Genomic DNA, 21,788 nt, shown 5'->3' with positions numbered 1-21,788 from the left:
GAAGGTCTGCGACACCGAGCCACGGGAGTACGTTCAATGGGCACCATCACCACGACGGACGGCACGGAGATCTTCTACAAGGACTGGGGTTCGGGCCAGCCGCTCGTCTTCAGCCACGGCTGGCCGTTGTCGGCCGACGACTGGGACACCCAGCTGCTGTTCTTCCTCCAGCACGGGTACCGGGTCGTCGCGCACGACCGCCGGGGTCACGGCCGCTCCACCCAGACGAGCGACGGCCACGACATGGACCACTACGCCGACGACCTGGCGGCGCTCACCGAGCACCTTGACCTGCGCGACGCCGTCCACATCGGGCACTCCACCGGGGGTGGCGAGGTCGTGCACTACATCGCCCGGCACGGCGAGAGCCGCGTGGCCAAGGCGGTCCTGATCAGCGCCGTCCCACCGATCATGGTGCAGACGGAGGCGAACCCGGGCGGGCTGCCGAAGGAGGTCTTCGACGGTCTGCAGGAGCAGGTGGCCACCAACCGGTCGAACTTCTACCGCGACCTGGCCGCGAACCAGTTCTACGGGTTCAACCGCCCGGGCCGTGAGCCGTCCGAGGCGATCATCGAGAACTGGTGGCGCCAGGGGATGATGGGCGGCGCGAAGGCGCACTACGACGGCATCGTCGCGTTCTCCCAGACCGACTTCACGGAGGACCTGAAGAAGATCACGGTCCCCACGCTGGTGATGCACGGCGACGACGACCAGGTGGTCCCCTACGCCGACTCCGCCCCCCTGTCCGCCGAGCTGCTCCAGAACAGCACCCTGAAGACGTACGCCGGGTTCCCGCACGGGATGCCGACCACGGAGGCCGCGACGATCAACGCGGACCTGCTGGAGTTCCTCCGCTCGTGAGCACCGACGAGGGCGGCGGCGCCTGCCGCCGCCCTCGTCGTGCCGTCAGCGCCGGCCGCGCATCGCGTCCAGGACCACCGTGAACACGTCGGTGTTGTCCTGCGCCCGAGCCAGTCGCTCGGCCCGCGGGCCCTCGGCCGTCAGCGGGGTCGCGGCACCGGTGTGCCCGCCCGTCGTCCAGTCGATCGTGAACTCCAGGTCGCTGTTCGCGATCGGGAACGGCCCGTCCTCGAGGCTCTGGGTGACCCCGGGGTCCGTGCTCGCGGTGTCGCCGGACTCGTCGTCCGGGTCGACGTTCTCGATCGCCATCCCGCCCGTCTCGTGGTCCCCGACGACGACGACGAGCGTGTCCTTGTGCTTCGCGACGTACTCGCGGACCAGCGCCACGGTCGCGTCCAGCGCCTGCCCGGCCTGGATGGTGCGAGCAGCGTTGTTGTTGTGCGCGAACTCGTCGATGGCCTCCTCCTCGACGACCAGGAAGAAGCCCTGCCGGTCGCGCGAGAGGATGTCGAGCGCCTTGGCGGTCATCGTGGTGAGCGGCACCACGGGGGCGTACTCGTCGCCCTGACCCTCCGGGAACTGCTCGAACATCTCCTCGTTGGCGAACAGGCCGAGGACCTTGTCGGACCGCGTCGCTGCGAGCTCGCCGGGGGTGCTGACGTAGTCGTAGCCCAGGCCCTCGGCCCGCTCGACGAGGTTGCCGATCGTGCTCTTGCTCACCTCGGGCCGCGGGTCCGCGGGGTCGTCCGGGTAGGCGCCCGGGTCGCCCACGGGGTACCACCAGTCCTCGCCCCCACCCAGGATGACGTCCGGCTTGGTCACCTCCAGGAACTGCCGGGCGATCTCGGTCTGGGTGCCCCGGTCGGGCACGTGTGACCCGAACGCGGCGGGGGTGGCGTCCGTGACCTGGGCCGTCGTGACCAGCCCGGTCGCCTTGCGCAGGTCCTTCGCGTGCTCCAGGAGCGTCTTGACCGGGTTCCCGTTCACGTCCACCGACACCGCGCCGTTGTACGTCAGAACGCCGGCCGCGAACGCCGTGGCGCCGGCGGCCGAGTCGGTGACGGCATCCTCCGGGTCCAGCGAGTCGGTGTGCGTCCAACCGGCGTACCGCAGCGAGTCCATCTGCAGCTGCCCGTCCTTGCCGACGGTCGCCAGCCGCGTGGCGTCCCGCGCCGCGAGGCTCAGGCCGTCGCCGACCATGAAGATGACGTTCTTCGCGACGGCCCGGTCACCGCCGCGGCCGTGGTCTCGTTCGTCGCGGTCACCGCCACCGGCGATCCCGGAGGTGGTGAGCCCTGCTGCGAGCACGGCTGCGCTGCCGGCTCCTAACCATGCCTGTCGTGAGTTGAGCATCGTGTGTCGTCCCCCGGACTTCGTCGTCCCTCGACGTCCGGCCTGTTCTCGACCGTGCCGTCCATCGTTCGACCGTTCGGGTGACGGCGCATCCCGGGGCGCTCTAGGGACGAGGCGGGCGGCAGACGACGACCTGGAGGTCCCCGTCCAGCGCGACCGGTCCCGCAGCGGCGGGCAGGAGCACCGTGCGCCCTCGACGCAGGGCCGAGGACCCGTCGAGCGTGCCCGCACCGTCGACCACGACGAGCACGGCGAGGCCCGCGTCGAGCACCTGCGGACCGGTCCAGCGCTCCACGCGGAAGAACGCCGCCGCGTCGGGCAGCAGGTCCCCCGACGACGCCGCCGTCGCACCGCGCAGGCGCGCGATCTCGTCGGCGGACCACCCGCGACGGTCGACGGCGCCGAGCGCGACGTCAAACCCGAGTCCCAGGTGTCCGTCGGTGGCCCCGTCGATCGGGAACCCCGACCACTCCAGCAGGATCGACAGGTCGGTCGGCTCCTGCAGCTCCACGACGAGCGCGCCCTCCCCGATGGCGTGCGGGAGCCCCGCGGGGACCAGCACAGCGTCGCCGGCGGCGAGGTCGAGGACGTGCATCGCGCCGAGCATCGCGTCGGTGTCCTGTGTCCGGACCCAGCGCGCCAGCTCGTCGACGCCGACGTCCCGCGCGAATCCGAGGTGCACCCGGGCGGGCTCGAGCACGACCCACGCCTCCGTCTTGCCGTGCGCGAGCCCCAGGTGCTCCGCGGCGAACGGGACGTCGGGGTGGGCGTGCACCGGCAGGCGCTGGCCGGCGTCGAGCAGCTTGACCAGCAGTGCCGGGTCCGACCCGAACGCGGCGACGTGCTCGGCGCCGAGCCACGCCACCGGGTCGGCCTCGATGGCGTCGCGGAGCAACCGGCCGTCGGGCAGCACCGTCAGCCCGACGGGCTCGTGGCCGAACACCGACGTCGCCGAACCCACCCAGTCCTCCGGCTCGTGGCTGGCCGACGGGCCGGTCCCGCGCAGCTCGGCGATCTGGCGACCTCCCGCGTAGAACCTGTCGGCCGGCTGGTTGGCGGGCAGGTACAGCGGCTTCATGACATCCCTTCGACGGCGATGCGGACACCCGTGCGCCAGGTCGCGCCGGGGACGAGGACGGGGGCCCCGGCGTGCGGGAGGTCCCGCTCGGGACCGAACAGCGGGGCGTTCGTGGGCTCCACTCCGAGCACGTACGCGTCGCGCGCGGGCCAGCTCCACGTGCACAGCCGGGGCAGGGTCGCGCCGGTCCAGGTCACGACGAGGTCGGGGAAGAGGTCGTCGCCGACGAGCGTTGCCCGTGCCTCGCGCACGCCCAGGTGCTCGGCGACCACGGGGACGAGGCCGGGCGCCGGCTCGGGGGTGACCAGCGGGTGGCGGTCTGCCGGGAGCGGCTCGCGGACGACCCACTCGTCGGCGTCGACGTCCAGGCGGGCGCCCGGTCGCAGGAAGGGTGCGCCGAGGTTGACGTGGTAGAGCAGCGGGACGCCCACGGACCGGTCCCCGACGTTGCGCACGACGTCGCTGACCTCGACGGCGGGCGTGCCCGTGGACGCCACGACCGACCGCTCGACGAGGATCCGTGGACCGCCCAGCGAGGTGTGCGCGACCGTGCCCGTCACGCAGACCTGCCACCCGTCGCCCACCCGCTCGCGTGACCAGTGCACGTCGGTCGCGGGCGTCAGGTGGTGGGTGCCGTGCTGGCCCGACGAGCCGCGCGGCTCGCCGATGTTGTCGGGGCCGCACGTGGCCAGGAGTCCGCCGAGGAAGCGCGCCTCCCAGTCCCGCCCCGGGCCGGGGTCGACGGGGTTCGGGGACCGCCACGCCACGGGTGTCGAGCCCCACCACGTCGCGCCCAGGTCCAGCCCGCGGCCCGGCAGGACGTCGAACGCGAGCCCGCCCGCGAGGCGCACCGCGATGACCCCGCCACGGTCGTCCACGCTCGCGAGCGCGTCCGGCCGGGAGACGCGGCCGTCGTCCGTCAGCTCGCCCCAGCCCGTCACGGCAGGTCCAGCGCAGCGAGGAAGCCGCCGACGAACGAGTCGCCGAGCCCGATGGTCGTCGGGGTGGCGACGCCGCTCAGGTCGAGGGCGGGAACGACGCACGCGTCGGGACCGAGCAGGTCGGCGACGTCGGACACGAGCTGCTGGGCGGTCGTGCCCGGGGTCAGGGAGGCGGTCGCCGCGTAGTCCTCGGGCGTGAACCCGTCGCCCATCCAGTAGCGGGTGCTCGCCATCGTGATCCCGCCGACGAGCGCGGACCGCAGCGAGGTCGCCCGCTGCCCGACCGCCAGCGCCCAGTACTTGGTGTGCACGACGAGGGTCGGTGCCGGGACGACCTCGTGCAGCTCCCGGACGGCCTTCGCGACGGTCGGCGCGTCGAGCAGGTCCACCGGCCGGCCGAGGTAGGCCTGCATCTCGTCCTCGTTGAGGCTGTAGACGTCCGCGCACCACACCATCTCGTCACGGACGCGCCGGCTCAGCGCCGGCACGTGATACCCCGCGTCCTCGAAGACGACGAGCGCGTCCGGCGGGAGGGCCCGCATCGCGTCGCGCACCTGCGCCAGACGCGACTCGAGCACCGCCGGGTCCTGGATGACGTTGAACGACGACAGCAGGAAGACGTCGGCCGCGCGCAGGGCGTCGGGCAGGTCCGGGGCGATGCGCAGCTCGCGGTGCGGCGGGTCGTTGGCGAAGATGACGCGGTTCGGGTGCGGCGCCACCAGCTCGACGCCACCGACGCGCACGCGTGCGCCCGCCGGGTACTGCACGATCAGGTGCGGGTCGAGGGTGTCCTCGACCGCGCTCGACACGTAGTCGACGGACGCCGGGAGGAGCCGGCGGACGTTGTCGTCGATCGAGACGAGGTGCATCGTGCTCGGGATGCCGAGCACGTCCATCGCGATCGCCGCCCGCACGCACGTCCCCCCGAGCGTGACCTCCTTGGAGAACCGTGCCGCGAACTCCTCGACGATGCCGGAGGAGGCGACGAACCGCTCTCCCCCGACACCGTCGCGGACGAACGCGAGCAGGGTCCGCACGAGGTCGCGCACGGAGTCGACCGGGGCCATCCGGTCGAGGTCGTCCGGGCCGATCCCGAGCTCGGCGGCGAGCTGCTCGAGCACGGCCGGGTCCCAGCGGATCTCGTAGTCGACCGTCCCACCCATGCCCAGCACGAACGTCGTGCTCATCGATCGACTGCCCTCTCTCGCGTCAGGACGTGCTCAGTACAGGTCGGCCTTGCCGGCGGCGTCGAACAGGTGGATCTTCTGCGCCGCGACCTCCTGCATGGCCTCGATGCAGGGCGGCTGGATGAGCAGCGGCTCGCGCAGGCTGGTGTCCGCGAGGACCTCGCGCATCTTGTCGTGGTACGCGACCTTGATGTCGCTGGAGATGTTGATCTTGTTCACGCCGAGCTTGACCGCCTGGCCGATCTCGCCGTCCGGGTTGCCGGAGCCGCCGTGCAGGACCAGCGGGATGGGCAGCAGGGCCTTGATCTGCTGGAGCAGCTCGAGCCGGAGCTCCGGGGTGACGTGCTTGGGGTACAGGCCGTGCGCGGTGCCGATGGCGATCGCGAGGCTGTCGACGCCGGTGCGCTGGACGTACTCGACGGCCTCGGCCGGGTCGGTGAACGCGATCTGCGACATGAGCACGCCGTCCTCGGCCTGCTCGTCGAGCTTGCCGATCGTGCCCAGCTCACCCTCGACGGAGACACCGACGGCGTGGGCGGTCTCGACGACCTTCGCGGTGATCGCGACGTTGTCCTCGAAGGGCTCCATCGACGCGTCGATCATGGCCGAGGTGAACCCGTACTGGATGGCCTCCAGCACCTGCTCGTAGGAGCCGCCGTGGTCCCAGTGGATGGCGACGGGGACCGAGGAGCGGTGCGCGCGCTGGATCAGCGCGGGCAGGGCGTCGCGGCCCAGGTGGGCCACCTCGTCGGGGTGGATCGCGACGATGAGCGGGGCGTTCAGCTTCTCGGAGATCTCGAAGATCCCCTTGCCCATCGCGTAGTCGCTGATGTTGAAGGCGGGGATGGCGAAATAGTTCTCGTTCGCCACCGCGAGCAGGTCTCGGCCGTTCATCAACATGATGTGTGTCAACTTTCCTGTGTGGGTGTTTCTCAGGGAGGGGGGTCTAGATCTTCACGGCGCCGGCGGTCATCCCCCCGATGAAGTAGCGCTGGAAGAAGAGGAAGAGAATGAGAACGGGAATGCAGCCGAGAATGCTCATGGCCATCATCTCGTTCCATTCGTACGAGTGCTGGCCCATGAGGAGCTGGATGCCGATGGGCACCGTGCGCATGTCCTCTGTCCTGGTCAGGGTCAGGGCGAACAGGAACTCGTTCCAGCAGATCATGAACGTGTACACGCCGACGGACACCAGACCGGGCACGGAGATGGGCATGAGAATGCGCCACAGGGCGGTGAGCGGACCGGCTCCGTCGACCTTGACGGCCTCGTCCAGCTCTTTCGGGAGGGTGTTGAAATAGCCCGTCATCATGATGATCGCGTAGGGCAGCGTGAACACCATGTAGGTGAGGATCAGGCCCTGATAGGTGTTGTAGAGCTTGAGCGCGACGACGAGGCCGAAGTACGGGATCAGCAGCGTGATGGGCGGGACCGCCTGGACGGACACGACGATCACGTTGATCGTCTTCTTGCCCCAGAACTCGTACCTGCTGAACGCGTACGCGGCGTGCACCGCGACGATCAGCGACAGCGCGGTCACCGACAGGGCGATGACGTAGCTGTTGAGGAAGAACCGCAGCTTGGTCGGGTCGGTGAGGATCGTCGTGTACGCGTCGAACGAGAAGCCCGGCGTGACGAGGCGCGGCGGGAACTCGAAGATCTCCGGGTTGGTCTTGAACGAGCTGGAGAGCATCCAGACCACGGGGAGCGCGGCGAAGCACGCACCCAGGACCAGAGCCACGACGAGCGCGGCCCGCTGGCTGGTCTTCTTCGGCGGGGTGCGCAGCGCGGGCTGCTCGGACGTGGTGGGGCGGGTGGCCAGCGTGGTCATCTCAGTCCCTCGCCTTCTGGTGCCGCACGTAGAAGAACGCGAGAACCATCGACATGAGGAGCACGAGGACCGCGGACGCGGAGGCGACGGAGAACTCGTACTCGGTGAACGCGAGCTTGTACGTGAAGGTCGAGAGGACCTCGGTGGAGTTGATGGGCCCGCCGCCGGTGGTCATCCAGATCAGGGCGAACTGCTGTGTCGTCCAGATGAAGTCCAGGAGCGCCATCGAGATGATGATCGGCCGCAGCTGCGGGAGCGTGACGTTGCGGAACTGGGCCACCACGCCGGCGCCGTCGACCTTCGCGGCCTCGTAGAGCTCGCGCGGGATGCCCTGCAGGCCGGCCAGCAGCGAGATCATGAAGAACGGGTAGCCGGACCAGATGTTGATGAACGTCACGGCGGCGAGCGCGGTCGACGGGTTGGCCAGCCACTCCGTCGAGCCGTCGGTGATCCCCGTCGACCCGAGCAGGTAGTTGACGACGCCGTTCGGGCTGAGCAGCAGCCGCCACAGGACCGCGACGATCGCCACCGTGAACAGCCACGGCAGGATGTACAGGACCCGGAAGAACGCCTTCGTGCGGTCCTTCAGCAGCGGCGAGTTGAGCATGAGCGCGAACGCCAGGCCGATGACGAAGTGCACGACGACCGACGAGATGGTGAACACCAGCGTGTTGCGCACCGCGGTGAAGAACACCGGGTCGGTGAGCACCTCGAGGTAGTTCTCGAAGCCCACGAACGCGGGGTTCTTGTTGGTGATCACCCGGTCGAGCAGCGAGTAGCTGACGACCATGATGATCGGCGTGATCATCAGGATGATCAGCAGCACCCCGGTCGGGGTGAGGAATCCGTAGGGCGTCAGCGTCCGCTTGATCCGGCCGATGGTGCGGGTCCGGGCGGAGTCGGCACCGGGCGGCGGTGCGGCCTTCACGGGTCCCGCCTTCGCGGGAGTGGCTGTCTGTGACATGGGCTCGCGGCTCTCTCCTGAGGGGGCGGGCCGCGCCGGTCGTGCCTCCGGCGCGGCCCGGGTTCCGGGCTGGGTGGCCTAGAACTCCTCTTCCCACTTGGTCTGGGCCGCGGCGAGCGCGTCCTGCATCGACTGCTGGCCGTCGAGCGCCTTCTGGAACTCCTCACCGAAGTCCCGCATGAGCTGCTCGGCGACGGGCAGGCCCGTGAACTCGTTGGCCGGGAAGCCGGACTGGTAGATCTCGAACGCGGTGCCGAACAGCTCGTCCTCCTCGACGAAGTCGGGGACGGAGGCCGTGTTGCCCGGGAAGGCGTTGGCGATCGAGGAGAGCTCGCTGTTGACGTCCTCGCTCATCAGGAACTCGACGAGCTTGAACGCCTCCTCCTTGTGCTCGGAGTTCTCGGCGATGCCGATGCCCCACGAGGCGTAGGGGATGCCGCGCTCACCGGTGTACCCGTCCTCGGCCGGGATCGCCGAGATGCTGAAGTTCAGGTCCGGGTTGGACTCGCGGATGAGGTTCACGTGGGCGAGCGAGTCGATCATCATGCCGACCCGGCCGTTGCTGAACTCCTCGACCTTGTCCTGCTCCTTCATGGTGAACGACCCGGGTGCGATGACGCCGTCGTCCCAGAGGCCCTGGATGAAGTCCGTGGCGCTGGTGACGTCCTCGTTGTCGGTCAGCGCGGGCTGCCCGCCGTCGAGCATCGACCCACCGGACGCCCACACCCAGGACATGACGTCGTTCTGGATGCCGTTGGGGGCTTCGAGCGACAGCGGGAGGATCCAGCCGTACGTGTTCTCGCTCGTGGTCTTGGCCGCCGCGTCCGCGAACTCGGAACGCGTGGTGGGCGGCGCGGTGACGCCGGCGCCGGCGAGCAGGTCGTCGTTGGTGAACATCGGGTACACGAAGTTCACGACGGGGATCATGTACGTCCTGTCGTCCACCTTGACCTGGCTGGCCAGCTGCGACTCGTCGTAGCCCGCCTCGGACATCACCGCGGACAGGTCCGTGATCGCGCCCTGGTCGGCGAAGTCGCTCACCCATGCGCCGTCCAGGCCGACGACGTCGGACATCGTCCCGGCGGCGGCGCCGGCGACGACCTGCTCCTTCGTCGAGGCGTACGGCCCCGACAGCAGGTCGACCGTGATGCCCGGGTTCTCCGACTCGAACTGGTCCATCAGCTCGCGGAACGCACCGTCGGGGAGCTCGGGCTCCCACCACTGCGAGAACTCGAGGGTGACGTCGCCGCCGTCCTCCCCGCCCGTGCCTCCGCTGTCCGAGCCGCCCCCACCGGAGCACGCCGCGAGTGCGAGCGATGCGACACCGGTGAGTGCAATGAAGCGTCCAACGTGAGCGCCCTTGCCCATGACTCTCCCCATCCTCAGATCCTGCCGCTTCGTGCGACTGTGTGCGCACTTTTGCGTGTTTCCGCCAACGTAGACCCGAGAAACTGCGCCGTCAAGCAGTGCTTGCCCGTCGCAACCACCCTCCGGCACCGCCCTCGCGCGCCTGAGATGTCCCCGATTTCGCCCTGATCTGGGCAGATGACCGATTCCATCGGTGCAGATTGGCTCGATCACACCTTGCGTTTTCTCGCACAAACCCGCATCGCTGTGGTTCAGTACTCCCATGTCTGCGACCTCCGACGGCTCCGCACGCCGCCTGCCCGCGGGCCGCAAGGCCGATCTGGCGGCCTACGTGGCCGAGCAGGGACAGGTGACCGTGGCGATCCTGGCCGAGCGGTTCGACGTCTCCCCCGACACCATCCGCCGCGACCTCGACGCCCTCGACGCCGACGGCGTCCTCATCCGCACGCACGGTGGAGCGATCAGCCCGCAGGCGGTCCCCCGCCCCGACACCGGCGTCGACGTCCGGCTGCGGATCCAGACCTCGGCGAAGGACCAGATCGGGGCGCTCGCGGCCGGCCTCGTGCGCGACGGCGCGTCGCTCATGATCAACGCGGGCACCACGACGCTGGCCGTCGCGCGCCACCTCGCCGAGCACCGCGACCTCACCGTCGCGACGAACTCGCTGCGGTTGCCGACGGAGATCAGCCCGCAGGCGTTCCGCGACCTGTACGTGTTCGGGGGCGTCGTCCGGCTCAGCGCCCAGGGCACCATCGGGGCCGTCGCGTTCCCGACGGAGAACGGCGCCGACCGCGACATCCGCTGCGACCTCGCGCTGATCGGCGTCGGTGCCGTGAGCGCCGACGCCGGCTACTCGACGAGCAACCTCGGCGAGGCCGCGATGATGAGCGCCATGATGGACCGCTCGGCGAAGGTCGCCGTCCTCGCCGACTCGACGAAGTTCGGCCGCCGCCTGTTCGCGCAGATCGCGGAGCTGGGCCGTGCCGACTACCTGGTGACCGAGGCACCGCCGCCAGCGGACCTGGCGGCCGCGCTGGAGTCCGCGGGCGTCGAGGTCATCCTGCCGGCCGACGTCGGCTGATCCGCTCGACCAGCACCGGGGCGACCGCCATCGTCAGCGGGACGAACCCCCACAGGCGGCCGGCCCGCAGGTCGTAGTCGGCGACGAGGTCGGACAGCGGAAGGCCTCGCACGGCTCCGGCACCGAGCTCGAACGCCAGCGTGCCCGCGCTCCACCCGAGCCCGACCCGCAGGGCGGTCGTGCGGTCGGGCAGCGGGTGCCTCCGCTGCAGCACCGACGCCGTCGCGACGATCGTCGTGACCAGCACGCCGGTGGACACCTGGTGCGCCCGCAGCGTCCCGAGCCGCGGCACGAGGACGCGCTCCCGCAGGCCACCGTTCGCGACCGCCGCCCCCGCGATCCCGCACCAGGCGAGCGTCCACGCACCGCGCGTCGTCGTCATCGCTCCCCCACCAGGGGAAGGACCTCGTCCGCCAGCAGCCGGTCGACCGCGTCGGCCTGCTCGAACGCGACCGCGTGCGCGGCACCCTCGAACGTCAGCAGCCTCTTCGTCGGTGCGTCCAGCGCGGCATACCACTCGAGGGCGAGGTCGCGCCGACCGTCGAGCTCCGCCGCCCCGTCCAGCACGAACACCGGGACCTCCAGCCGCGGCACCTCGCGCCGCAGGTCCAGACCCTGAAGCTGCGGGTACATCACCGAGAACGTGTCGATGAGGCCCCGGAGCACGTCGACCTTGTCGACGAGCCGGTACTCGGGGCCCCGGATCCCGAACGCGTCCAGCCCGGAGGCGGCACCGCGGTCCAGGTAGCCCTGGGACGGTGTGTACGCGCCGTACAGGTGGTCGTAGGCCAGCATGACGTCGGCGTTCGACCAGGGCAGGTCGGCGTACGGCGGCTCACCGGTCCGCTCGGTCAGCGCGGCCGTCGCAGCGTCGTCGGTCCGGGCCGCGTAGGCGACGAGGTCACGGTAGATGCGTCGGTCGGTCTCGGTGACGTCGACCATCTGCCCGCTGCCGAGGTACGCGTGGAACAGGTCGGGCCGCCGCTCGACGGCCAGGACGCCGAGGATCGTGCCCCAGGACTCCCCCAGGAGCACGACCTTGTCCTCGCCGAAGCGAGCGCGCAGGTACTCGGTCAGCTCGATGACGTCGGCGACCGCGCGGTCGAGCGTGGCCTCCTCGGTCGGCAGGAGCGCGGCGTAGGACGTGCCGTTGCCCCGCTGGTCGAAGGTCGCGAAGACCACGTCGTCGACCCACGGCTCGGACAGCGCCCGGGCCAGCGCGAGGTCGGACTGGCCCGGGCCGCCCGACAGGTAGAGCAACACGGGTGCGTCCGGGTCCGCGGCCCTGACCAGGACGGTGTGCGGATCACCACCGAGGAGCACCGTGTCGAGCGTGGCGATGCTGCCGGGCACCACGTCCCCGTCGGCGTCGCGCACGGGCGGAGTGGAGGCCGGCAGCGCGACCACCACGGCGAGGCCGAAGGTGAGCACGCCGAGGACCGTCGTGGTCACGCGCCCTGGCGCGCCGGCGCCGACGCGCGCGCCGAGGACCATCGGCAGGACGAGCAGGACGCCGTGCACCCCGCGCCCGAGCACGAGTGCGAGCAGCCCCCAGATCGAGTCGACCCGGACGTCGTGCACCGTGGGCAGGAGCACGTCGCTGCGGGCGAGCTCGACGGCGGCGAGGTACGCGGCCGCCAGCGGGATCACCACCCACGCCGTGCCGACCACCCGCCCGCCGACGACACCGAGCCCGGCTCCGGTCGCCATCACGACCAGAGCACCGAGCGTGGACACCGGGCCGAGCGGTGCCACCTGCCCGCCGACCAGCCCTGCGACGGCGGCCAGCGCGAGGACGGCGGCCCACGGCAGCCAGCGCCGGGCGCCCGCCCACAGCCGCCCGGGCGGCGCGTGCGGGGCGGGACGTTCCTCGACCGGGACGGGATGCGTCGTGCTGGCCATGGCTGCCTCCGCGGGGGCGGGCCGAGCGCCTGCGAGCCTCGGTGACCTGCACGACGCGCCGGCCGGCCCTCTCCCAGCCTGCTCGCCGACGCACCCGCCACCAGATCCGTTGGTCCCTAGTGCGCGACGGGCCGCGCGGATCGCTCCACGCTAGGAGAACCGCACCGCGATGCCCGGGTACTCGACCACAAGCAGGTCGTCGTCGTAGACGAGCTCGGCCTCGAAGCCACCTTCGGACGTGTACGCGAAGCGGTGGTCGTCGAGACGCCGGTACGTCTGGTCCAGCCGGCGCACCGTCAGGTCGAGCGCCTGGACGTACGCGGCGGACGCGACGACGACCTCGTCGACCGGCATCGTCAGCCGGTGCACGGGCAGCGTGTTGGTGCAGGCCGACGCCTCGAGGTCGACGTCGACGAGCCCGTCCAGCTGCGGTGCGGCGGAGCCGTCCAGGGTCCAGCTGCCCTGCCCGTCCGAGCGCAGGTGGATGCTCCGGCGCCCTCCTACGGTGTCGGAGGTGACGCGCACCTCGCGGGTGACCCACCCCTCGTCGTGCGTGATCTCGTACGACACCGCGTAGGCCCTGCCGTCCTCGATCGCGGACGTGTGACCCCGCAGCCGGCCCGGTTCGAGGTAGACCACCTCGAACCCGTCGACCGCGTCGACGAACCGCCAGGCGGCGAACGGCGGGAGCCGTCCGGTGCTCGATCTCTTCACCCGCTCGCCTCCCAGACCTCGGAGTAGCATCCGATTTGTCCTGTTATGCGGCTTCCGACGACGAATTCCCGCATGTCCCGACGCCCCCATCCCTCACACACCCACCGAGGAGAAATCCCGTGAGGAAGCTCATCGCACTTCTCAGCGCTGTCGTCCTGGCAATCCTAGGAATCAGCGTGGTCACGTCCGCGTACGCCAGCCCCGGACATCCCCACCAGGTCACCTACTCGGGCCAGGGTCTGAATGCCGACGGGACTCTCCAGGACGACCGCTGCGACGACGGCACGGAGCCGTACCTGCTGTTCATCCTGACCGCCAACAAGGCCACCGCTGCCGACATCACGCTCCCCTCCGGGACGTTCCCGATGGTGCAGTCGGGCAACGGCGCCTACAAGTTCATGGCCGACTACCAGAACCCCGTCTCGCTGATCGGGGTCGCGGTCGCCAGCTACGACGGCGTCAAGACGAACGCCCAGTTCGTGATCAGCCACGGCTGCGAGGGCGACACGTATCCGCCGTCGTCCACCCCGCCGACCTCCTGACACCTCCGACGACCCCGAGGGCAGCCACCCGCGAGACGGTGGCTGCCCTCGTGCGTCAGCCCGCGCGGCGAAGGACCTCCTCGGCGTGCTTCAGCACGGGACCGTCGACCAGCCGCCCCTCCCAGCGGAACGCGCCGTGCTGCCCCACCGCTGCGGCGAGCACGCCGCGCGCCCACGCGACCTCCGCGTCTGCCGGCCGGTACGCGGCGCGGACCACGTCGACCTGCGAGGGGTGGATGCACGCCGTCGCCGCGAAGCCGCTGGCGGCGGCGTCCGTCGCCTCCGCGGCCAGGCCGTCGACGTCACCGATGTCGAGGTGCACCGCGTCGATCGCGGCCCTGCCGTGCGCCCCCGCCGCGACCAGCACGACGGACCGTGCGTGCACGGCGACGTCCCGGTAGGACCCGTCAGGACGTCGGCTGGACGTGCCGCCGAGCGACGCGACGAGGTCCTCGGCACCCCACATGAGACCGACGACGTTCGGCCGCGCGGCGATCTCCGCGGCGTGCACCACGCCGGCGGCGGTCTCGACGAGCGCCACCACGTCGTACCGGGCCAGCACGCGGACGTCGGCGGCGGACGACGTCTTGGCGAGCATGACCGTCCGGTACGGAGTCGTCCGCAGCGCGGCGAGGTCGTCGTCGAGGTCGGCCGTGCCGACGGGGTTGACGCGCACGATCGTGCGTTCCGGGTCGAGCGCGCTCGCGGCCAGGTGCGACCGGGCCGCCGCCTTGGCGTCCGGGTTCACCGCGTCCTCCAGGTCGAGGATCACGGTGTCGGACCGCGCGGCGGCCTTCTCGTACCGCTCGGGACGGTCCGCGGGGCAGAAGAGCAGCGCCGGCCCTCTCACGGACGGCACCGGAACAGGACGGTGCGCGTGGCCGTGGCGACGACGACGTCGTCCTGGTTGCGGCCGGTGTGCTCGAGCGTGACGACCCCCTGTCCGGGCCGGGACTCCGAGAGCCGCTTGTCCACCACGACGGTCGACGAGTACAGCGTGTCGCCGTGGAACAGCGGGTGCGGGAACCGGACGTCGGTGAACCCGAGGTTCGCGACGATCGTGCCCTGCGTGAGCTGCGCGACCGAGCTCCCGACGAGGACGGCCAGCGTCATCATCGAGTTCACGAGCCGCTGCCCGAACGGCTGCTCGGCGGACCACGCGGCGTCCAGGTGCAGGGCCTGCGGGTTCATGGTCAGCGTCGAGAACACGACGTTGTCCGCCTCGGTCATCGTGCGCCCCGGCCGGTGCACGTACCGGACGTCGAGGTCGAGCTCCTCGTAGTACAGCCCGCGCTGCTCGATGTCCGTCGTCATCGCGGCGCCCCGGAGAAGCCCAGCTCCCGTGCGATCACCATGAGCTGCACCTGCGTGGTCCCTTCGCCGATCTCCAGGATCTTCGAGTCGCGGTAGTGCCGTGCGACGGGGTTCTCGTTCATCACGCCGTACCCGCCGAAGATCTGCGTCGCGTCGCGCGCGTTGTCCATCGCCGCCTCGCTGCCGATGAGCTTGGCCAGGCTGGCCTCCAGCTTGAACGGCTGGCCGGCGTCGAGCCGGTGGGCGGCGTCGAGCCACGCCAGCCGTGCGGCGTGCACGCGGGCGTCCATGCGGGCGATGGTGAACGCGATGTGCTGGTTGTCGCCGATGGGGTGCCCGAACACGTTGCGGCTCTTGGCGTACCGCATCGCCTCCTCGAGGCAGCCCTGCGCGGCTCCCGTGCAGAGCGCGGCGAACGCGACGCGGCCCTCGTCGAGCGTCTGGATGAACTGGGCGAACCCCCGCCCGCGCTCGCCGAGCAGGTTCACCTCGGGGACGCGCACGTCCTCGAACCGCAGCGGGTGGGTGTCGGAGGTGTGCCAGCCGACCTTGTCGTAGGCGGGCAGGACGGTGAACCCGGGGGTGCCGCTGGGCACCAGGATCGCGGTGAGCTCCTTCTTGACCGACCCGTCCGCGCGGACCGTCTCCCCGGTCACCGCGGTGATGGTCACGAGCCGGGTGATCTGCGACCCGGAGTTGGTGATGAACTGCTTGGTCCCGTTGATGACCCACTCGCCGTCGTCGAGGACCGCGGTGGTCTTCGTGCCCGCCGCGTCCGACCCGGCGTCCGCCTCCGTGAGCCCGAACGCCGCGAGCGCCTCGCCGCGGGCCAGCATCGGGATCCACTCCCGCTTCTGCGCCTCGGTCCCGCTGCGCCACACCGGCATCGCGCCGAGCCCGACGCCGGCCTCGAGCGTCACCGCGATCGACTGGTCGACGCGCGCGAGCTGCTCGACCGCCAGGCAGAGGTCGACGTAGTCACGCCCCTGCCCGCCGTACTCGACGGGGAAGGGCAGCCCGAACAGCCCCATCTCCCCCATCTGGGCGAGGATCTCGTACGGCAGCTCGCGCTTCGTGTCGTACTCGTACGCCGCGGGGGCCACGACGGTGTCGGCGAAGTCGCGCACCTCGTCGCGGAGCTTCTGCTGCTCGGGGGTGAGGTCGTAGGTCATGCCGGGGTCCCTTCGTCGGGGTGGCCGGTGATGGTGGCCACCACGTGGTCGAGTGCCACCTGGTCGGTCGGTCGGACCGTGAGGGTGACGATGCCGTCGCTGGGCGCGACGACCCGGTGCTCCATCTTCATCGCCTCGATGGTGAGGAGGGTCTGGCCGGCCACGACGCTGTCGCCGGTCTCCGCCTCCACCGAGACGACCGTGCCGGGCATGGGGGAACGCACCTGCGGGTCGACGGGACGGGTGCCCCGGGTGAGGGCGGCCAGGTCGTCGGCGAGCCGTTCGACGCGTGTGCGGAACGGGAGCTCGAACGCCGCCCCGTGGTCGCCCACCCACGTCGTCGAGCCGGCGGTCACCAGGCGCAGGGGGTGCACGACACCGTCGAGCTCGAGGTCGGCAGCGTCCCGTCCGCGCCGCACGAGCCGTGCCGGGACCGGGTCGGCGGAGCCCACCGTGACGGTGTCGCCCAGGACGGACACCTCGACGTCGCCCACCTCGTAGCGGGTCGGTCGACGTGCGCCGAGCCGCCAGCCGTCGGACCCCCATGCGCCCTCGGTGACCGCGTGCCGCCACAGCGCCGCCGCGACGACGTGGACGGTTCCGGCTCCGCCCTGCGGATCGTGACGACGTCGTCCTGCCCGGCGGGACGACACCTCCGGGGTGTCGGACGGTGTCTCGTGCTGCGCGGACAGGCGCGCGAGCAGCCCGGTGTCGAGCCGCCCCGCGCGCACGTCGGGGTCCGCGAGGATCTGCCGCAGGTAGGACACGTTGGTGCGGACGCCCAGGATCGTCGTCCGGGACAGGGCCGCGTCCAGCCGCGCGATCGCCGTCGACCGGTCCGGTCCCCACGCGACGACCTTGGCGAGCATCGGGTCGTACGAGGACCCGATCTCCAGCCCCTGCCGCAGCGCGCTGTCGACGCGGATGCCGTCGCCGGTCGGCTCGTCGAGCACGTGCACGGTTCCCGCGGACGGCAGGAAGTCCCGCGACGGGTCCTCTGCGTAGACGCGGGCCTCGATCGCGTGACCGGTCAGGACGACGTCGTCCTGCGTCGCGGCGAGCGACTCCCCCGCAGCCACCCGCAGCTGCCACTCGACCAGGTCCAGCCCGGTGACCAGCTCGGTGACGGGGTGCTCCACCTGCAGCCGCGTGTTCATCTCCATGAAGAAGAACTCCGTCGGCGCCTCGTCGGACACCAGGAACTCCACAGTCCCCGCTCCGACGTACCCGACGCTGCGGGCCACCTCGCACGCAGCCTCGCCGATGCGCGCACGCGTCTGCTCGTCGAGCAGCGGCGACGGCGCCTCCTCGACGACCTTCTGGTGCCGGCGCTGCAGCGAGCACTCCCGCTCGCCGAGGTGGATGACCGCGCCGCGCTCGTCGGCCAGCAGCTGCACCTCGATGTGCCGCGGGCGCCTGACCAGCCGTTCGATCAGCAGGGTGTCGTCGCCGAACGCCGCCGCGGCGACCCGGCGGGCGCCGACGAGGGCGTCGGCCAGGTCCTCGGCCCGCTCGACGACCGTCATGCCCTTGCCGCCTCCGCCCGCCGACGGCTTGACCAGCAGCGGGTACCCGACGCGGGCGGCGGACTCGGCGTCGATCGAAGACGAGCCCGGGATCACCGGCACGCCCGCGGCGCTCACGTGCTCCTTCGCGCGGATCTTGTCGCCCATGACCTCCAGCGCCTTGACGCCCGGGCCGACGAACACGATGCCTGCCGCCTCGCACGCCCGCGCGAGGTCCGCGTTCTCGGAGAGGAACCCGTAGCCGGGGTGGATCGCGTCAACACCCCGTGCCGCGGCCACGACCGACGCGATGGACAGGTAGCTGTCGATCCGGACCGCGGTGTCCGCGCGCTCGACGTGCAGGGCGTCACGGTCCGCGTCGGTGTAGACGGCGACGGCCCGGATCCCGAGCCTGTGGAGCGTCGCCATGACCCGGCAGGCGATCTCCCCGCGGTTGGCGACGAGCACGCTCGTGAACATGGCGCTCACATCCGGAAGAGCCCGAGGCGGGGCTCGCTCAGGGGGACGGTCGCGCACACGTCGAGGGCCATCCCGAGCACGCGTCGGGTGTCCGCGGGGTCGATGATCCCGTCGTCCCACAGCCGCGCGGTCGAGTAGTAAGGGCTGCCCTGCGTCTCGTACTGGTCGCGCAGCTGCTTGCGGAACGTCTCCTCGTCCTGCGCGGACCACTCGTCACCCAGCTGCTCGCGGCGGATGGTCGCCAGGACGGACGACGCCTGCGGTCCGCCCATGACCGAGATCCGGCTCGCGGGCCACATCCACAGGAACCGCGGCGAGTACGCGCGCCCGCACATGGAGTAGTTCCCGGCGCCGAAGGAGCCGCCGATCACCACCGTCAGCTTGGGTACGCGCGTCGTCGCGACGGCCGTGACCATCTTGGCGCCGTGCTTCGCGATGCCGCCCGCCTCGTAGTCCTTGCCGACCATGAACCCGTTCACGTTCTGCAGGAACACCAGCGGGATGCCGCGCTGGTCGCACAGCTCGATGAAGTGGGCGCCCTTGAGCGCGGACTCGCTGAACAGCACCCCGTTGTTGGCGACGATCCCGACGGGGTGCCCGTGCAGGCGAGCGAACCCGGTCACCAGCGTCGTGCCGTACTCACGCTTGAACTCGTGGAGCTCGCTGCCGTCGACCAGCCGCGCGATCACCTCGTGCACGTCGTACGCGGTCTGCAGGTCGGTGGGCACGACGCCGTAGAGCTGCGCCTCGTCGACCTTGGGCGGCCGGCTCTCGTGCACGTCCCACGCCGTCGTCGTCGGGGCGGGCAGGGTCGCGACGATGTCCCGGACGATCTGCAGCGCGTGCGCGTCGTTCTCCGCCAGGTGGTCGGTGACGCCCGAGGTGCGCGAGTGCAGCTCGCCGCCGCCGAGGTCCTCCGCGGTCACCACCTCGCCGGTCGCCGCCCTCACCAGGGGCGGCCCGGCCAGGAAGATCGTGCCCTGACCGCGCACGATCACGGTCTCGTCGCTCATCGCCGGCACGTACGCGCCGCCCGCGGTGCACGAGCCCATCACGCACGCGACCTGCGGGATGCCCTCCGCGGACATCCGGGCCTGGTGGAAGAAGATCCGGCCGAAGTGGTCGCGGTCCGGGAACACCTCGTCCTGCTTGGGCAGGAACGCTCCGCCGGAGTCGACGAGGTAGATGCAGGGCAGCCGGTTCTCCAGCGCGATCTCCTGGGCCCGCAGGTGCTTCTTGACCGTCAGCGGGTAGTAGGTGCCGCCCTTCACGGTCGCGTCGTTGGACAGGACCATGACGTGCCGGCCGTGCACGAGCCCGATCCCCGCGATGACGCCGGCGCCGGGCGCCTCCCCGTCGTAGAGACCGTCGGCGGCGAGCGGCGCGACCTCGAGGAACGGGCTGCCGTCGTCCAGGAGCACGTCGATCCGCTCGCGCGGGAGCAGCTTGCCGCGAGCCACGTGCCGCTCCCGCGAGCGCTCCGGGCCGCCCAGCGAGGCCCGTCGGAGCCGGCCCTTCAGCTCCGCGACGAGAGCGCGCTGCTGCGCGTCGTTCGTGGTGAACGAGGACCCGGCAGGGTCGGCTGCCGTGCTGAGCATCTCCATCGACGCTGTCTCCGCGGGGGTGGTGGGAGATTCTATTCCAGTTAGTGATCACTAACTGGAATGAGGTTAGTCTGCGATCACGTCGTTGTCACGTCGTCCCCGAGAGCAGGAGCCGATGTCCGACCAGCTGGACACCCCACCGGCCACGCTGACGGCGCGCGTCCGCGCCAAGGCCGAGCGCCGCGACGCGCTGCTGTCGTCGGCGGCGCAGTTGTTCGCCAGCCGCGGGTTCGACGGCGTCTCGATCGAGGACCTGGGCTCGTCGGTCGGCGTCAGCGGACCCGCGGTCTACCGCCACTTCCCCAGCAAGCAGGCGGTGCTCGCCGCGCTGCTGGTCGGTGTCAGCGACGGGCTGCTCGCCGGGGGGCGGGCGGTCGTGGAGCAGGCCGACGACGACGCCGACGCCCTGCGGGCGCTCGTGCGGTTCCACGCCGACTTCGCCCTGCGCGACCCCGACGTCATCCGCGTGCAGGACCGCGACCTCGCCGCGCTCTCCCCGCAGGACCGCGAGTCGGTCCGCGGCCTGCAGCGACGCTACGTCGACCTGTGGGTCGACGTGCTCGCCGGCCTGAGCCCGACCACCGACCGCGCCGAGCTCCGCCTCCGGGCGCAGGCGACGTTCGGCCTCCTCAACTCGACCCCGCACAGCGCCCGCTCGGTGTCGTCGGCCCGAACCCGGTCCCTGCTGCAGGAGATGGCCCTGGCCGCTCTGGGCAGCAGCACGACCAAGCCCTGAGTGCCGTTCACCGGTCCGGTCGCGCGACCCAGGGCTTGGTCTCACCAGCCCGCGGACGCGACCAAGCCACGAGTGTCGTCCTGAGAGCTCGCTGCGGCACTCAGGGCTTGGTCCCGACGACGGGACCCCGATGCCGTCGTAAGGTCGGCGCGTGAGCGTGCGGGGTGTGGACGACGAGATCCAGCCGGGCGACGTCGCGGTGTTCGAGGGCCTCCGGCCGCGGCTCGAAGCCATCGCGTACCGGCTCCTCGGGTCCGCGGCGGAGGCCGAGGACGTCGCCCAGGAGACGTTCCTGCGCTGGCAGGCCGCCGACCGCGGGCAGGTCCGCGTGCCGGCTGCGTGGCTGACCCGCGTGCTCACCAACCTCTGCCTGACCCACCTGCAGTCGGCACGGGCACGTCGCGAGGTCTACGTCGGCCAGTGGCTGCCCGAGCCGCTCCTCGACGGGGACCCGATGCTCGGTCCGGTTGAGACGGTCGAGCAGCGCGAGTCGGTGTCGACCGCCGTCCTGGTGCTCATGGAGCGGCTCACCCCGACCGAGCGCGCGGTCTACGTGCTGCGCGAGGCGTTCGCGTACCCCCACGCGGAGATCGCCGAGATGCTCGACATCACCGAGTCCGGCAGCCAGCAGGTCCTCCACCGCGCCAAGGAGCACCTGGGCAGCCGTGGCGCGCGGACCGAGGTCGACCGTGACGCCGCGCGGAAGGTGGTCGAGGAGTTCCTGGCGGCCGCGACGAGCGGGCGGACCGAGCCGCTCGTGCGGCTGCTGACCGCCGACGCGATGGGCGCGGGCGACGGCGGCGGCAAGGTCCCCGCGCGTGCGGACGTCATCGTCGGCGCCCAGGCCGTCGCCCACTTCCTGCGCGGGCTGCTGCGGCCCAGCGACGCCAAGCGGAGGCTCATCGGAGGGTCGCCCGAGGCCTTCGCGTGGACCGCGAACGGCAGCCCCGCGCTGGTGGTCGCGGTCGGCGACCGGCTGGTCGGTGTCATGACGCTCGAGACGACGGCGGACGGGGTCGCTGCGGTGCTGAGCCAGGCCAACCCCGACAAGCTCGAGCGCGCGACGCGGGTGTGGGCCGCGACGGACCACGGGGAGCCGCTGCCGACCGGCTGGTGAGGCACGTCACATCCGACCGCTGTCAGGGATCGGGTCGC

21 protein-coding genes are annotated in these 21,788 nt (G+C 71.3%); 5 read left to right on the top strand and 16 right to left on the bottom strand.

Features of this window, described 5'->3' with window-relative positions:
• The first annotated feature begins 36 nt into the window (after nt 1–36).
• Nucleotides 37–861: an alpha/beta fold hydrolase gene (locus CTE05_RS11435; protein ID WP_146846263.1), complete on the top strand. Its 825-nt coding sequence runs from the start codon at nt 37–39 to the stop codon at nt 859–861.
• A 45-nt stretch (nt 862–906) separates the two neighbouring features.
• Here the strand turns inward: CTE05_RS11435 and CTE05_RS11430 are convergent, their stop codons facing one another.
• From CTE05_RS11430 to CTE05_RS11395, 8 genes are all read right to left on the bottom strand, one after another.
• Nucleotides 907–2,169 (bottom strand): alkaline phosphatase, encoded by a 1,263-nt coding sequence (locus CTE05_RS11430; RefSeq protein WP_222595467.1) that lies wholly within the window; start codon nt 2,167–2,169, stop codon nt 907–909.
• Nucleotides 2,170–2,317: 148 nt separating this feature from the next.
• Nucleotides 2,318–3,292: a class I mannose-6-phosphate isomerase gene (locus tag CTE05_RS11425; RefSeq protein ID WP_146846261.1), complete on the bottom strand. Its 975-nt coding sequence runs from the start codon at nt 3,290–3,292 to the stop codon at nt 2,318–2,320.
• Nucleotides 3,289–4,233: a DUF4432 family protein gene (locus tag CTE05_RS11420; protein ID WP_186814834.1), complete on the bottom strand. Its 945-nt coding sequence runs from the start codon at nt 4,231–4,233 to the stop codon at nt 3,289–3,291. Before CTE05_RS11420 ends, CTE05_RS11425 begins: the two co-directional genes overlap by 4 nt.
• Nucleotides 4,230–5,420 carry an ADP-dependent glucokinase/phosphofructokinase gene (locus tag CTE05_RS11415; protein WP_146846259.1) on the bottom strand — a complete coding sequence of 397 codons (1,191 nt, stop codon included), beginning with the start codon at nt 5,418–5,420 and terminating at the stop codon, nt 4,230–4,232. The genes CTE05_RS11420 and CTE05_RS11415 overlap by 4 nt, the downstream gene beginning before the upstream one ends.
• 33 nt (nt 5,421–5,453) lie before the next feature.
• On the bottom strand, nt 5,454–6,314 hold the full coding sequence (locus CTE05_RS11410) for a ketose-bisphosphate aldolase (protein ID WP_246123551.1): 861 nt from the start codon (nt 6,312–6,314) through the stop codon (nt 5,454–5,456).
• A 52-nt stretch (nt 6,315–6,366) separates the two neighbouring features.
• On the bottom strand, nt 6,367–7,251 hold the full coding sequence (locus CTE05_RS11405) for a carbohydrate ABC transporter permease (RefSeq protein WP_146846258.1): 885 nt from the start codon (nt 7,249–7,251) through the stop codon (nt 6,367–6,369).
• 1 nt (nt 7,252) lies between these two features.
• A complete protein-coding gene (locus CTE05_RS11400) occupies nt 7,253–8,215 on the bottom strand; it encodes a carbohydrate ABC transporter permease (RefSeq protein ID WP_146846257.1) in 963 nt (320 codons plus the stop codon).
• A gap of 78 nt (nt 8,216–8,293) precedes the next feature.
• Nucleotides 8,294–9,583: an ABC transporter substrate-binding protein gene (locus CTE05_RS11395; RefSeq protein WP_146846256.1), complete on the bottom strand. Its 1,290-nt coding sequence runs from the start codon at nt 9,581–9,583 to the stop codon at nt 8,294–8,296.
• Nucleotides 9,584–9,845: 262 nt separating this feature from the next.
• Here CTE05_RS11395 and CTE05_RS11390 point away from each other — a divergent pair, with 262 nt between their 5' ends.
• Complete coding sequence (locus CTE05_RS11390) at nt 9,846–10,664, top strand: DeoR/GlpR family DNA-binding transcription regulator (protein WP_146846255.1); 819 nt, start codon at nt 9,846–9,848, stop codon at nt 10,662–10,664.
• Here the strand turns inward: CTE05_RS11390 and CTE05_RS11385 are convergent.
• The 3 genes from CTE05_RS11385 to CTE05_RS11375 all read right to left on the bottom strand — a co-directional run bounded on the left by CTE05_RS11385 (nt 10,639) and on the right by CTE05_RS11375 (nt 13,280).
• Nucleotides 10,639–11,046, bottom strand: coding sequence for a hypothetical protein (locus CTE05_RS11385; RefSeq protein ID WP_146846254.1), 408 nt, complete (start codon nt 11,044–11,046; stop codon nt 10,639–10,641). The genes CTE05_RS11390 and CTE05_RS11385 overlap by 26 nt on opposite strands.
• Nucleotides 11,043–12,566: an alpha/beta fold hydrolase gene (locus tag CTE05_RS11380; RefSeq protein WP_146846253.1), complete on the bottom strand. Its 1,524-nt coding sequence runs from the start codon at nt 12,564–12,566 to the stop codon at nt 11,043–11,045. Before CTE05_RS11380 ends, CTE05_RS11385 begins: the two co-directional genes overlap by 4 nt.
• Before the next feature lie 150 nt (nt 12,567–12,716).
• Nucleotides 12,717–13,280 carry a putative glycolipid-binding domain-containing protein gene (locus CTE05_RS11375; RefSeq protein ID WP_222595466.1) on the bottom strand — a complete coding sequence of 188 codons (564 nt, stop codon included), beginning with the start codon at nt 13,278–13,280 and terminating at the stop codon, nt 12,717–12,719.
• Nucleotides 13,281–13,399: 119 nt separating this feature from the next.
• Here CTE05_RS11375 and CTE05_RS11370 point away from each other — a divergent pair, with 119 nt between their 5' ends.
• On the top strand, nt 13,400–13,822 hold the full coding sequence (locus CTE05_RS11370) for a hypothetical protein (RefSeq protein WP_146846251.1): 423 nt from the start codon (nt 13,400–13,402) through the stop codon (nt 13,820–13,822).
• A 55-nt stretch (nt 13,823–13,877) separates the two neighbouring features.
• On the opposite strand, the gene CTE05_RS11365 is transcribed toward CTE05_RS11370, so the two are convergent.
• The 5 genes from CTE05_RS11365 to CTE05_RS11345 are packed head-to-tail and all read right to left on the bottom strand — an operon-like array spanning nt 13,878 to nt 19,897.
• Nucleotides 13,878–14,681, bottom strand: a complete 804-nt coding sequence (locus tag CTE05_RS11365) for an HpcH/HpaI aldolase/citrate lyase family protein (RefSeq protein WP_146846250.1) — start codon at nt 14,679–14,681, stop codon at nt 13,878–13,880.
• On the bottom strand, nt 14,669–15,136 hold the full coding sequence (locus CTE05_RS11360; RefSeq protein ID WP_146846249.1) for a MaoC family dehydratase: 468 nt from the start codon (nt 15,134–15,136) through the stop codon (nt 14,669–14,671). Before CTE05_RS11360 ends, CTE05_RS11365 begins: the two co-directional genes overlap by 13 nt.
• Entirely contained in the window at nt 15,133–16,308 is a 1,176-nt protein-coding gene (locus CTE05_RS11355; RefSeq protein ID WP_146846248.1) for an acyl-CoA dehydrogenase family protein, read from the bottom strand. The genes CTE05_RS11360 and CTE05_RS11355 overlap by 4 nt, the downstream gene beginning before the upstream one ends.
• A complete protein-coding gene (locus tag CTE05_RS11350; protein ID WP_146846247.1) occupies nt 16,305–18,293 on the bottom strand; it encodes an acetyl/propionyl/methylcrotonyl-CoA carboxylase subunit alpha in 1,989 nt (662 codons plus the stop codon). The genes CTE05_RS11355 and CTE05_RS11350 overlap by 4 nt, the downstream gene beginning before the upstream one ends.
• Before the next feature lie 5 nt (nt 18,294–18,298).
• Complete coding sequence (locus CTE05_RS11345) at nt 18,299–19,897, bottom strand: carboxyl transferase domain-containing protein (RefSeq protein WP_146846246.1); 1,599 nt, start codon at nt 19,895–19,897, stop codon at nt 18,299–18,301.
• Between the two features lie 115 nt (nt 19,898–20,012).
• Here CTE05_RS11345 and CTE05_RS11340 point away from each other — a divergent pair, with 115 nt between their 5' ends.
• Nucleotides 20,013–20,633, top strand: coding sequence for an SACE_7040 family transcriptional regulator (locus CTE05_RS11340; RefSeq protein WP_146846245.1), 621 nt, complete (start codon nt 20,013–20,015; stop codon nt 20,631–20,633).
• Nucleotides 20,634–20,784: 151 nt separating this feature from the next.
• Nucleotides 20,785–21,750 (top strand): RNA polymerase sigma factor SigJ, encoded by a 966-nt coding sequence (gene sigJ, locus CTE05_RS11335; RefSeq protein WP_246123550.1) that lies wholly within the window; start codon nt 20,785–20,787, stop codon nt 21,748–21,750.
• The last annotated feature ends 38 nt before the right edge of the window (nt 21,751–21,788 follow it).

Origin of the sequence: Cellulomonas terrae (assembly GCF_007990265.1) — a bacterium.
GTDB classification, from domain to species: Bacteria; Actinomycetota; Actinomycetes; order Actinomycetales; family Cellulomonadaceae; genus Cellulomonas; species Cellulomonas terrae.
This window is presented reverse-complemented; position numbering and strand designations above follow the sequence as displayed.

Excerpts from the sequence above, each read along its gene's own strand:
- CTE05_RS11435 (WP_146846263.1), top strand. The coding sequence starts at position 37 with ATGGGCACCATCACCACGACGGACGGCACGGAGATCTTCTACAAGGAC.
- CTE05_RS11425 (WP_146846261.1), bottom strand. The coding sequence starts at position 3,292 with ATGAAGCCGCTGTACCTGCCCGCCAACCAGCCGGCCGACAGGTTCTAC.
- CTE05_RS11415 (WP_146846259.1), bottom strand. The coding sequence starts at position 5,420 with ATGAGCACGACGTTCGTGCTGGGCATGGGTGGGACGGTCGACTACGAG.
- CTE05_RS11410 (WP_246123551.1), bottom strand. The coding sequence starts at position 6,314 with ATGAACGGCCGAGACCTGCTCGCGGTGGCGAACGAGAACTATTTCGCC.
- CTE05_RS11405 (WP_146846258.1), bottom strand. The coding sequence starts at position 7,251 with ATGACCACGCTGGCCACCCGCCCCACCACGTCCGAGCAGCCCGCGCTG.
- CTE05_RS11400 (WP_146846257.1), bottom strand. The coding sequence starts at position 8,215 with ATGTCACAGACAGCCACTCCCGCGAAGGCGGGACCCGTGAAGGCCGCA.
- CTE05_RS11395 (WP_146846256.1), bottom strand. The coding sequence starts at position 9,583 with ATGGGCAAGGGCGCTCACGTTGGACGCTTCATTGCACTCACCGGTGTC.
- CTE05_RS11390 (WP_146846255.1), top strand. The coding sequence starts at position 9,846 with ATGTCTGCGACCTCCGACGGCTCCGCACGCCGCCTGCCCGCGGGCCGC.
- CTE05_RS11385 (WP_146846254.1), bottom strand. The coding sequence starts at position 11,046 with ATGACGACGACGCGCGGTGCGTGGACGCTCGCCTGGTGCGGGATCGCG.
- CTE05_RS11380 (WP_146846253.1), bottom strand. The coding sequence starts at position 12,566 with ATGGCCAGCACGACGCATCCCGTCCCGGTCGAGGAACGTCCCGCCCCG.
- CTE05_RS11360 (WP_146846249.1), bottom strand. The coding sequence starts at position 15,136 with ATGACGACGGACATCGAGCAGCGCGGGCTGTACTACGAGGAGCTCGAC.
- CTE05_RS11355 (WP_146846248.1), bottom strand. The coding sequence starts at position 16,308 with ATGACCTACGACCTCACCCCCGAGCAGCAGAAGCTCCGCGACGAGGTG.
- CTE05_RS11350 (WP_146846247.1), bottom strand. The coding sequence starts at position 18,293 with ATGTTCACGAGCGTGCTCGTCGCCAACCGCGGGGAGATCGCCTGCCGG.
- CTE05_RS11345 (WP_146846246.1), bottom strand. The coding sequence starts at position 19,897 with ATGGAGATGCTCAGCACGGCAGCCGACCCTGCCGGGTCCTCGTTCACC.
- CTE05_RS11340 (WP_146846245.1), top strand. The coding sequence starts at position 20,013 with ATGTCCGACCAGCTGGACACCCCACCGGCCACGCTGACGGCGCGCGTC.